The organism is Microbacterium sp. NPDC056003 (assembly GCF_042274785.1).
In the GTDB taxonomy this organism is placed as follows: Bacteria; Actinomycetota; Actinomycetes; order Actinomycetales; family Microbacteriaceae; genus Microbacterium.
Window position 1 is genome coordinate 615634 of record NZ_JBHJXQ010000002.1, and the last position, 9881, is coordinate 625514.

The 9881-nt window shown below is 71.1% G+C and carries 9 protein-coding genes; all 9 read right to left on the bottom strand.

Features of this window, described 5'->3' with window-relative positions; genetic code table 11:
• Positions 1-46: 46 nt before the first annotated feature.
• The 9 genes from xerD to ACFC1W_RS12360 all read right to left on the bottom strand — a co-directional run bounded on the left by xerD (position 47) and on the right by ACFC1W_RS12360 (position 9748).
• Positions 47-991, bottom strand: a complete 945-nt coding sequence (gene xerD, locus ACFC1W_RS12320; protein WP_375992841.1) for a site-specific tyrosine recombinase XerD — start codon at positions 989-991, stop codon at positions 47-49.
• Between the two features lie 3 nt (positions 992-994).
• Entirely contained in the window at positions 995-1606 is a 612-nt protein-coding gene (locus ACFC1W_RS12325) for an NUDIX domain-containing protein (protein ID WP_375992844.1), read from the bottom strand.
• Positions 1599-3296 carry a CTP synthase gene (locus ACFC1W_RS12330; RefSeq protein ID WP_375992905.1) on the bottom strand — a complete coding sequence of 566 codons (1698 nt, stop codon included), beginning with the start codon at positions 3294-3296 and terminating at the stop codon, positions 1599-1601. Before ACFC1W_RS12330 ends, ACFC1W_RS12325 begins: the two co-directional genes overlap by 8 nt.
• Positions 3297-3370: 74 nt before the next feature.
• Positions 3371-5062 (bottom strand): DNA repair protein RecN, encoded by a 1692-nt coding sequence (recN, locus tag ACFC1W_RS12335; RefSeq protein ID WP_375992847.1) that lies wholly within the window; start codon positions 5060-5062, stop codon positions 3371-3373.
• Entirely contained in the window at positions 5059-6003 is a 945-nt protein-coding gene (locus ACFC1W_RS12340; RefSeq protein WP_241110922.1) for an NAD kinase, read from the bottom strand. The genes recN and ACFC1W_RS12340 overlap by 4 nt, the downstream gene beginning before the upstream one ends.
• The gene (locus ACFC1W_RS12345) at positions 6000-6800 is read right to left on the bottom strand and encodes a TlyA family RNA methyltransferase (protein ID WP_375992850.1); all 801 of its coding nucleotides are present in this window, start codon (positions 6798-6800) and stop codon (positions 6000-6002) included. The genes ACFC1W_RS12340 and ACFC1W_RS12345 overlap by 4 nt, the downstream gene beginning before the upstream one ends.
• On the bottom strand, positions 6797-6961 hold the full coding sequence (locus tag ACFC1W_RS12350; protein ID WP_191766163.1) for a hypothetical protein: 165 nt from the start codon (positions 6959-6961) through the stop codon (positions 6797-6799). The genes ACFC1W_RS12345 and ACFC1W_RS12350 overlap by 4 nt, the downstream gene beginning before the upstream one ends.
• A 40-nt stretch (positions 6962-7001) precedes the next feature.
• A complete protein-coding gene (locus tag ACFC1W_RS12355; protein ID WP_375992853.1) occupies positions 7002-8048 on the bottom strand; it encodes an HAD-IIA family hydrolase in 1047 nt (348 codons plus the stop codon).
• The gene (locus tag ACFC1W_RS12360) at positions 8048-9748 is read right to left on the bottom strand and encodes a primosomal protein (RefSeq protein WP_375992856.1); all 1701 of its coding nucleotides are present in this window, start codon (positions 9746-9748) and stop codon (positions 8048-8050) included. The genes ACFC1W_RS12355 and ACFC1W_RS12360 overlap by 1 nt, the downstream gene beginning before the upstream one ends.
• Positions 9749-9881: the final 133 nt, after the last annotated feature.

Sequence of the window (9881 nt, forward strand, 5' to 3'; positions counted from 1 at the left end):
TCGTGCACCGATTCTAGTCACGGTGCGGCCTCTCACCCGGGAGCGGTCAGCGGGCGCGCGGGTGCGAGGTCGCGTAGACGTCGCGCAGGGCATCGACGGAGACGTACGTGTAGATCTGGGTGGTCGACACCGAGGCGTGCCCGAGCAGGTCCTGAACCACCCGCACGTCGGCGCCGCCCTGCAGCAGATGCGTGGCGAACGAGTGGCGGAGCGTGTGCGGCGATACGTGCGCGGTGAGATGCGCGCGCTCGGCGGCGGAGTGGATGACGAGCCATGCGCTCTGCCGCGACAGCGGCGCCCCGCGTGCCCCGAGGAACAGCTTCGGTGTTGCGCGGCCACGGCGGACGAGATCGGGGCGGGCGCGCGTCAGGTAGGCGTCGACCGCCGCCCGCGCGTACGACCCGACGGGCACGATCCGCTCCTTGTTGCCCTTGCCGCGCACGCGCACGACGTCGCCGTGCGAGAGGTCGTCCACGTCGAGCCGCACGATCTCCGACACCCGCGCACCGGTGGCGTAGAGCAGTTCCAGCAGCGCGCGATCGCGCAGTCCGAGCACGTCGCCGGGCGCCGCGCCGGTCGCCGGAGCGCCGTCCGTCGCGGGCGCCGGGCCCGCGGCATCCAGCAACGACTCGACCTGGTCGATCGTGAGCGCCTTCGGCAGCCGCCGGGCCTGCTTGGGCGGCCTCAGCCGTGCCGACGGGTCGGCGTCTTCGATGCCCTCGCGTGCGAGGAACCGGTGCAGACCGCGCACAGACGACTGCAGACGAGCGAGAGAGGATGCCGCGACCGGCGGCTGCGCAGAGGCGCGCTCGGCGGCGAACTCCGCCACGATCTCGGGTGTCACGGCGGCTGAGTCGTCGACACCGCGCTCCGCCAGCCACTGCACGTACCCGGCGAGGTCGCGCCGGTACGCCGAGACGGTGTTGTCGGACAGGCCGCGCTCGATCGAGATGTGCCGCAGGTACGTGTCCACCGCGCGATCGAGCCGCATGTCTTACCTTCTGGCGCTCCGCGCCACATCGCCCGCGCGGCGGAGACGCTCGGCGGCGGCGAGCACGCCCACCGCGAGGATGCCGTTGCGCAGCCGGCCCGCGAGCACGCCGTCCACCACCTCGTCCAGCGGCACCCACTCCACACGGATGTCGGCCTCTTCCTCGGCGCGCGCATGGGCGGAGCCGACCTCGGAGAGACCACGCGCGAGGAACAGGTGCACGACCTCATCGTTGCCGCCGGGCGTCGTGAAGATGCTGACCAGCGACTCCCACGACGACGCCCGGAGGTCGGCCTCCTCGGCGAGCTCGCGCTGCGCCGTCTCGAGGGGCGACTCCCCCGCGATGTCGAGCAGTCCCGCCGGAATCTCCCAGTCGCGATGCCGGATGGGATGCCGGTACTGCTGGATCAGCAGCACGCGCCCCTCATCGTCGATCGCGACGATCGCCGAGGCACCCGGGTGGTCGACGTACTGCCGCACGATCTCGCCCTCGCCGTAGGCGACGGTGTCGCTGCGGACGTCCCACACGCGCCCCTCGTAGAGGAGGTCGCTGTCGGTGACCTCGAACTCGACGGGTTCGTCGGCGAGCGGCGCGGCCGTCGGCTCGTCAGTCATTCTCGACGTCGAACAGTTCGCTGGCCCGGTGGCGCTCGAGGGCCGCTCCGACCAACCCGCGGAAGAGCGGGTTGGCGTCGGTCGGACGCGAGCGCAGTTCGGGGTGAGCCTGCGTGGCGATGTAGTACGGGTGCACGTCGCGCGGCAGCTCGACGTACTCGACGAGGTCGAGGTCGGGGTTGATGCCCGAGAACACGAGGCCCGCCTCGGCGATGCGGTCGCGGTAGCGGTTGTTCACCTCGTAGCGGTGGCGGTGGCGCTCCGAAGCGACGGTCGATCCGTACACCTCGGCCGCGATCGAGCCTTCGGCGAGGTGCGCCGGGTACAGGCCAAGCCGCATCGTGCCGCCCAGGTCGCCGCTCTCGAGGATGTCGACCTGCTCCTCCATCGTCGCGATGACGGGGTGCTCGGTGTCGGGGTCGAACTCGCTCGACGACGCGTCCTCGATGCCGGCGACGTGGCGCGCGTACTCGATGACGATGCACTGCAGGCCCAGGCAGATGCCGAGCGTCGGAATGCCCTGCTCGCGCGCGAACTTCAGAGCGCCGATCTTGCCCTCGATGCCGCGGATGCCGAAGCCGCCGGGTATCACGATGCCGTCGAGCGGAGCGAGCGCCTTCTCGGCACCCTCGGGCGTCTCGCACTCGTCGGACGGGATCCAGCGGATGTTGACGTGCGTCTCCTGTGCGAAGCCACCCGCCTTGAGCGCCTCGGTGACCGACAGGTAGGCGTCGGGAAGGTCGATGTACTTGCCGACGAGGCCGATCGTGACCTCGTGCTTCGGGTTGTGAACTGCGTTGAGCACGCGCTGCCAGCGCGACCAGTCCACGTCGTTCGCGTTCGAGAGACCGAGTGCCCGCACGATGTACTCGTCGAGACCCTGCTCGTTGAGCATCGTCGGGATGTCGTAGATGCTCGGCACGTCGACCGCGTTCACGACCGCACCCTCGTCGACGTCGCACATGAGCGCGATCTTGCGCTTGTTCGCCTCGGTGACGGGCCGGTCGCTGCGCAGCACCAGGGCATCGGGCTGGATGCCGATGCTGCGGAGCGTGGCCACCGAGTGCTGCGTGGGCTTGGTCTTCTGCTCGCCCGATGCGCCCATGAAGGGCACGAGCGACACGTGCACGAAGAACACGTTCTGACGGCCGAGCTCGTGGCGGATCTGGCGCGCCGACTCGATGAAGGGCTGCGACTCGATGTCGCCCACCGTGCCACCGATCTCGGTGATGATCACGTCGGGGCGCGGCTCCTCCGTCGACTGCAGGCGCATGCGGCGCTTGATCTCGTCGGTGATGTGAGGGATGACCTGCACCGTGTCACCGAGGTACTCGCCACGGCGCTCCTTCGCGATCACCTGCGAGTAGATCTGACCCGTGGTGACGTTGGCCGCCTGGTTCAGCTCGATGTCGAGGAAGCGCTCGTAGTGGCCGATGTCGAGGTCGGTCTCGGCGCCGTCGTCCGTGACGAAGACCTCGCCGTGCTGGAACGGGTTCATCGTTCCGGGGTCGACGTTCAGATAGGGGTCGAGCTTCTGCATGACGACCCGCAGACCGCGGGCGGTGAGCAGGTTGCCGAGGCTGGCGGCGGTGAGACCCTTCCCCAACGAGGAAACGACACCGCCGGTCACGAAGATGTGCCGAGTGGTGTCGTTCGAAGTGTCGCCGCGGGAAGAATCAGAAGTCTGCATCACGGGCTTTTATCCTATCTCACGTCGGTGGCGGCAAGCTGCGGAAACGCACATGGGTGCGTCGCGTCGAGGGGTCAGGCCACCTCGGCGCGCAGGCCGAGCAGCTCGCGGGCATGAGTGAGCGCGGCGTCGGAGTCGGGCATGCCCGACAGCAGTCGTGCCATCTCCGCCTCGCGGTCGGAACCGTCGAGGCGGCGCACATCGGACGCCGTGACCGACCCGTCGCCGGCCTTCACCACCGTCAGGTGATTGGTCGCGAAGGCGGCGACCTGGGCGAGGTGGGTCACGGCGATGACCTGCGACGAGTGCGCGAGACGAGCGAGGCGGCGACCCACCTCGATCGCGGCGGCGCCGCCGATGCCGGCATCCACTTCGTCGAACACGAAGGTCGGCACAGGATCGACCGCCGCGATCACGACCTCGATCGCGAGCATGACGCGGCTGAGCTCGCCGCCGGACGCCCCGCGCGAGACCGGGCGCGGATCGGCGCCGACGTGGGGGGCGAGCAGGATCGCCACGTCGTCGCGGCCCGCGGCCGATTCGGTGCCGGGCGTGACCGACACCGTCAGCGTGGCGTCGGGCATCGCAAGGGCGTGCAGCTCGGCGGTGACCGCCGCCCCCAGCCGCTCGGCTGCGGCGGTGCGGGCGGCGGTGAGTGCGGCGGCGGCGTCATCGAGAGCGGATGCCGCGGCCCCCCGTTCCTCCGTCAGCCGCTCGATCCGCTCGGAGTCGTCGTCGAGCTCGGCCAGTCGCGCCGAGCCGGTGTCGAGCAGGGCGATCGCATCGTCGAGCGTGCCGTTCGCGCGGATGAGCCCCGACAGCACGGACCGGCGCTCCTCGACCGCCGCCAGCTCGTGGGGACCGGTCTCGTCGAGGTCGGCGAGGTAGCCCGCGAGGGACGCCGCCAGGTCGGAAGCGCGGTAGCCGAGATCGGCGACCTGACCCGCGAGGTCTTCGAGGATCGGGTCGTGCGCGCGCTCGAGCGCTCGTCGCGCTTCGGCGAGCAGGGACGAGGCATCGGGCTGCTCCCCCTCGCCCGACAGGGCGTCGTGCGCTGTCGCTGCGGCGATGCGGAGCTCTTCGGCGTTCGCGAGCCGTTCGGCACGGGCCGCCAGTTCCGCGTCTTCGCCGGGTTGGGGCGCGGCCTGCTCGATCTCGGTAAGCTGCGCCCGCAGGTCGTCGGCCTCGCGCGCTCGCGCGTCGCGCTCGGTGGTGAGTCCCGCCAGCTCGCGGTCGATGGCCCGCCAGCGCTCGTAGGCTTCGCGGTAGGCCGCCAGGGCCCCCTGCACGACGTCGCCGCCGAAGCGGTCGAGCGCATCACGCTGCGCCGCCGCCGTGCGCAGGCGAAGCTGATCGGACTGGCCGTGCACCACGACGAGCTCATCGGCGAGATCCGCCAGCACTCCGGCGGGCGCCGTGCGGCCGCCGACAGAGGCGCGACCACGCCCCTCGCTCGAGATGGAGCGGCCGACGTAGAGTTCGGCGCGGCCGTCGCCGAGCGGCTCGACGTCGCCTCCCGCCTCGCGGACGCGCTCGGCGACCGGGCCGCTCTCGGGCACGATCCAGACGCCGTCGACCGTCGCCTGGGCCGCCCCGGCGCGCACGGCGCCTGAGTCGGCGCGCTGACCCAGCAGCAGCCCGAGTCCGGTGACCACCATCGTCTTGCCTGCGCCGGTCTCGCCGGTGATAGCGGTGAAGCCCGGACCGATCGGCAGCGTGGCCTCGGCGATGACCCCGAGATCGCGCAGTCGCATCTCCTCGATCACGTCGAGGGCCCCATGATCGCCGCGGGTCCGCGCCAGCCCTCGACGGGAAGCCGGAACTTGCGCACGAGCCGGTCGGTGAACGAGGCGGGATGGAGGCGCGCGAGGCGGACGGGCTGCTCGGAGCGGCGCACGACGACGCGCGCCCCGGGCGGGAGGTCGTGGGAGCGGCGGCCGTCGCACCACAGGATGCCGACGCCGTTGGTGCGCTCGAGCACCTCGATCGCGACGGCGTGCTCGGGACCCACCACGAGGGGCGTGGCGAACAGGGCGTGCGCCGACAGCGGCACCACCGCGATCGCCTCGACGGTCGGCCAGATGACCGGGCCGCCGGCGGAGAAGTTGTAGGCCGTAGACCCGGTCGGTGTCGACACGACGACGCCGTCGCAGCCGAACGACGACAGCGGCCGGCCGTCGATCTCGATGACGACCTCGAGCATGCGCTCACGGCTGGCCTTCTCGACAGTGGCCTCGTTGAGCGCCCACGTCTCGTAGATCACCGAGTCGGAGGCATCCTTCACCCGCACGTGCAGGGCGAGGCGCTCCTCGACCTCGTAGTCGCGCTGGATCGCGCGGCGCACCGCGTCGTCCATATCGTCGCGCTCGATCTCGGCCAGGAAGCCGACGTGGCCCATGTTGATGCCGAGCACCGGGGCCGTGCCGTCTCGCACGAGCTCTGCCGCGCGAAGGATGGTGCCATCGCCGCCGAGGACGATCGCGAGCTCGATGTCGCGCACGGGCACGTCGTCGCCGAGCACGCGCACGTCGGCGAACGAGTCGTTGACGGCAGCCAACTCGGCGCGGTCGTCTGCGGCGAGCACGGGCTGGGCGCCCGCTGCGCGCAGTGCAGCGACCACGCGCTCTGCCGCGAGCACGGTGTCGTGGCGGTGAGCGTGGGCGACGACGAGGATGCTGCGCTCGGCGCGCACGTCGGTGGTGGTCATCGGCTCCCCGCCAGTCGGTTCACGGTGCTCAACCATTCTGTCGGATTGGTGCCGCGCCCCGGCCCGAGGTGAGCGATGTACTCGGAATTCCCGTGCGTGCCCACGATCGGGGAGGAGATGATCCCGCGCGTGCCGAGGCCCGCATCCCACGCCGACCACAGCACGCGGGCGACGGCGTCGGCCCGGAGCGTCGGGTTGGTGACCAGCCCGCCCTTCACCGCCGTGCGGCCCACCTCGAATTGCGGCTTGATGAGCAGTACGAGATCGGCGTCGTTCGCGGCGACGGCGCGCGCCGCCGGCAGCACATGGGCGAGCGAGATGAACGACAGATCGCCGGTGATGACCGACGGCAGGGCGGCGACGCCGCTCGCCTCGGCCAGGGACTCGGCCGTCATGTGGCGCACGTTGAAGCCCTCGATCGAGATCACCCCGGGATCGGCGGCGACGGGCGCTGCGAGCTGACCATGACCGACGTCGACGGCGATCACCGGGTCGGCCCCGCGCTCCCGCAGCACCTGGGTGAACCCGCCGGTGGACGCGCCCATGTCGAGGCCGAGACGGCCCGAGACGTCGACGCCGAACGCGTCGAGTCCGGCGATGAGCTTGTGTGCGGCCCGGCTGACATAGTGATCGGATGCCGCGACCTCGAGCACCGCGGACTCGGCCACGGGCGTCGACGCCTTCACCACCGGACGACCGTCGACCGACACGAGGCCCTCGGCGATGAGCGTCGCCGCGTGAGTGCGGGAGCGCGCGAGTCCTCGAGCGGCAAGCGCGGCGTCGAGGCGCGACGTCATGGCGTCGGCGCGCCGCCGGGTGCCGCCTCCAGCCGCCGGGCGAGCGTGTCGTGGAGTGCGTCGTAGGCCTCGGCGCGGGTCGCGAGGGGCTGGGCCTCGATCACCTCGAGGGTCGACAGCAGATCGCCGGGGTCGAGCTCACGGTCGTCGGGCTGGGCCATGCCGTACAGGATACGTCGAACCCTCCCTCGCGCCGCGCGGTCAGGGCCGGTGGAAGGGATCCGCGTACAGTCGCTCCGGAACGCGGAAGCCGAAGATCGCACGGCCGGTGCTCCAGATCGCCGCCGCTCCCGCGCGGAGCAGGTCGATGGGCCGGTCGCCCTCGGCGATGATCCGCACATCGGCGCCCTCGATCGCAACCGCGGCGTTGCGCACGGTCGCGACGCCGTCTTGGACGGTCACCGCCGGGTAGGGCTCATGCAGCTCGCGGAGATCTCCCAGGATGAACGTCGGCTGCGAACCTGCCGGCGCGGCCAGCACATGCTTGGGCCGGTCGATGCCGGTGAGGACGAGAGCCGACGCGATGCCGGCGCGGTTGGCGCCGAGGATGTCAGTGTCGAGCCGGTCGCCGAGGAAGAGCGGCTGCCGCGCCCCGAACCGCGCGACGGCCTCTTCGAAGATCGGCACCTCCGGCTTTCCCGCCACGGTCGCGAGGCGGCCGATCGCCGTGTGCACGGCCGACACGAGAGTCCCGTTGCCCGGGGCGATGCCGCGCGCCTGCGGGATGGTCCAGTCGGTGTTGGTGGCGATCCAGGGGATGCCGCCTTCCTCCTCCGGCACCTTGAGCGCGAACGCCGCCTCGGCGAGCTGGGTCCAGCCCACCTCGGGTGCGAAGCCCTGCACCACGGCTGCCGGAGCGTCGTCGGCGCTGCGTGTGACGGCGAACCCGGCCTTCACGACCTCGGAGACGAGCCCTTCGCCACCCACGACGAGCACGGTCGACCCCGGGGCGATGCGACCGGCGAGCAGGCGCATCGCGGCCTGCGGACTCGTCACGACGTCGGAAGCCTCGGTCGGAAGACCCAGTTGCGACAGATGCGCCGCGACCGAGGCATCCGTCCGCGCCGCGTTGTTGGTGATGTACGCAAGCGACCGGCCCTCACGGGCACGGGTCAGGCTGTCGACCGCGTGCGGCAGCGCGCCCGGACCCGCGTACACGACGCCGTCGAGGTCGGCGAGGACGACGTCCACGCCGTCGAGCGGCGTGGACGATGTCGCCGGCGCGGACCGGCGGCCGAACAGCGCCATCAGCGGTCGGAGCCTTCCGGCTCGTCCATCCCGTCGGTGTCGTCGTCGTCTTCGTCGTCGATGCCCGCGTCGGCGAGGATCTCGGCGACCTCATCGTCGACGGAGGGCTGCTCCACTGTCGCCTCAGCCTCGTCGACGTCGTCGGCACCGAGCGAGTCGCCCAGGTCGTTCGCGTCGTCGGGCGCGTCCACGTTCTCTGACTCGAAGTCCTCGTCACCGGACTCTTCGATGATCTCATCGACGTAGACCGTCTCGAGATCGCCGATGCCGGATGCCGCGTCGATCACGTCCGCGGCGACCTCGGCGCGCTCGCGCCAGCGAGCAGCCTCGTCGTCGCGGCCGAGCTCCTCCAGGACGGCCGCACGCGCGGCGAACAGCGCGGGACTCCATTCGAAGGCCCGGTCGGGGTCGAGCTCGGGGATGTCCAGCTCGAGCAGCGCGCGCTCGGCGTCGCCGAGGTCGAGGCGCGCGCCCGACATCGCGATGGCGAGTTCGACGCGGACCTCGGTGGGGAGGGTGGAGCGGTCGACGCTGCGGCCGAGCTCGAGTGCCCGGTCGGGACGCCCGACGCCGCGCTCACTGTCGACCATCAGGGCGATCTGGTCGTCCTTGCCGGAAATGCGGCGGTAGGTGCGCAGCTCACGCAGCGCGAGGGCGTAGTCGCCCGTCGCGTACGCCGTGATGGCGAGCGTCTCGCGGACGATGGCGATACGGCCGGCGCGACGGGATGCCGACAGTGCGTGCTGGTGTGCGAGCGCAGGGTCTTCGTCGATCAGCTGCGCGGCCATCGCCAGATGACGTGCGACCTGCTCGGCATTCTCCTTGCTGAGCGTCTTGAGCTCGTTGCGCGCGCCTCCGTTGAGATCTTGAGGCGTGACGTCCTCGGGAATGAACGGGTCATCGTGGCGCGCGCGGACCGGGCGGTTCTCTTCCGGGCGCAGCGCGGTGTCGGGGCGGTTCGCTCCCCCGCGCTCCGGACGGTCGGAGCGTCCGCCGTACGGCTTCCGATCGCCGTCACGCTTCTCGTACGGCTTCCGATCACCGTCGCGCTTGGCGTACGGGCGGTCACCATCACGCTTCTCGTACGGCTTCCGATCACCGTCGCGCTTGGCGTACGGGCGGTCACCATCACGCTTGCCGTACGGCTTACGATCACCGTCGCGCTTCTCGTACGGCTTCCGATCGCCCTCGCGCTTGGCGTAGGGCCGGTCACCGTCGCGCTTGGCGTACGGGCGGTCACCATCACGCTTCTCGTACGGCTTCCGATCGCCCTCGCGCTTGGCGTAGGGCCGGTCACCGTCACGCTTCTCGTACGGCTTCCGGTCACCGCCACGCTTCTCGTACGGCTTCCGGTCACCGTCGCGCTTCACGTACGGCTTCCGATCGCCGTCACGCTTAGCGTACGGCTTCCGATCGTCGTCGCGTTTGGCGTACGGCTTGTGGTCACCGTCACGCTTGGCGTACGGCTTCCGATCGTCGTCGCGCTTGGCGTACGGCTTGTGGTCACCGTCACGCTTGGCGTACGGCTTCCGGTCACCGTCGCGCTTGGCGTACGGCCGGTCTCCGTGACGACGCGCGGCAGCGGAGTCCCCGCTCCGTTGCGGGCGTGCGCCGGCCTCACGGGCTCGAGGGGGACGGCCGCCCGAGCGTCCGCGCGGCTCGCGATCTGCTGCGCCTTCGCGCGGCTCCTGCTCGGCCATCTCTCGATCCTTCCCGTGGCTCGCTTCAGCCTAGTTAACGCGAAATGGCCACCCTGCGTTGGGTGGCCATTTCGGTAATGGAAGTCCGGCGGTGTCCTACTCTCCCACAGGGTCCCCCCTGCAGTACCATCGG

Coding starts and splice junctions, on each gene's coding strand:
- ACFC1W_RS12355 (WP_375992853.1), bottom strand. CDS start 8,048: ATGGCGCTGTTCGGCCGCCGGTCCGCGCCGGCGACATCGTCCACGCCG.
- ACFC1W_RS12340 (WP_241110922.1), bottom strand. CDS start 6,003: ATGACCACCACCGACGTGCGCGCCGAGCGCAGCATCCTCGTCGTCGCC.
- xerD (WP_375992841.1), bottom strand. CDS start 991: ATGCGGCTCGATCGCGCGGTGGACACGTACCTGCGGCACATCTCGATC.
- ACFC1W_RS12330 (WP_375992905.1), bottom strand. CDS start 3,296: ATGCAGACTTCTGATTCTTCCCGCGGCGACACTTCGAACGACACCACT.
- ACFC1W_RS12345 (WP_375992850.1), bottom strand. CDS start 6,800: ATGACGTCGCGCCTCGACGCCGCGCTTGCCGCTCGAGGACTCGCGCGC.
- ACFC1W_RS12325 (WP_375992844.1), bottom strand. CDS start 1,606: ATGACTGACGAGCCGACGGCCGCGCCGCTCGCCGACGAACCCGTCGAG.
- ACFC1W_RS12360 (WP_375992856.1), bottom strand. CDS start 9,748: ATGGCCGAGCAGGAGCCGCGCGAAGGCGCAGCAGATCGCGAGCCGCGC.
- ACFC1W_RS12350 (WP_191766163.1), bottom strand. CDS start 6,961: ATGGCCCAGCCCGACGACCGTGAGCTCGACCCCGGCGATCTGCTGTCG.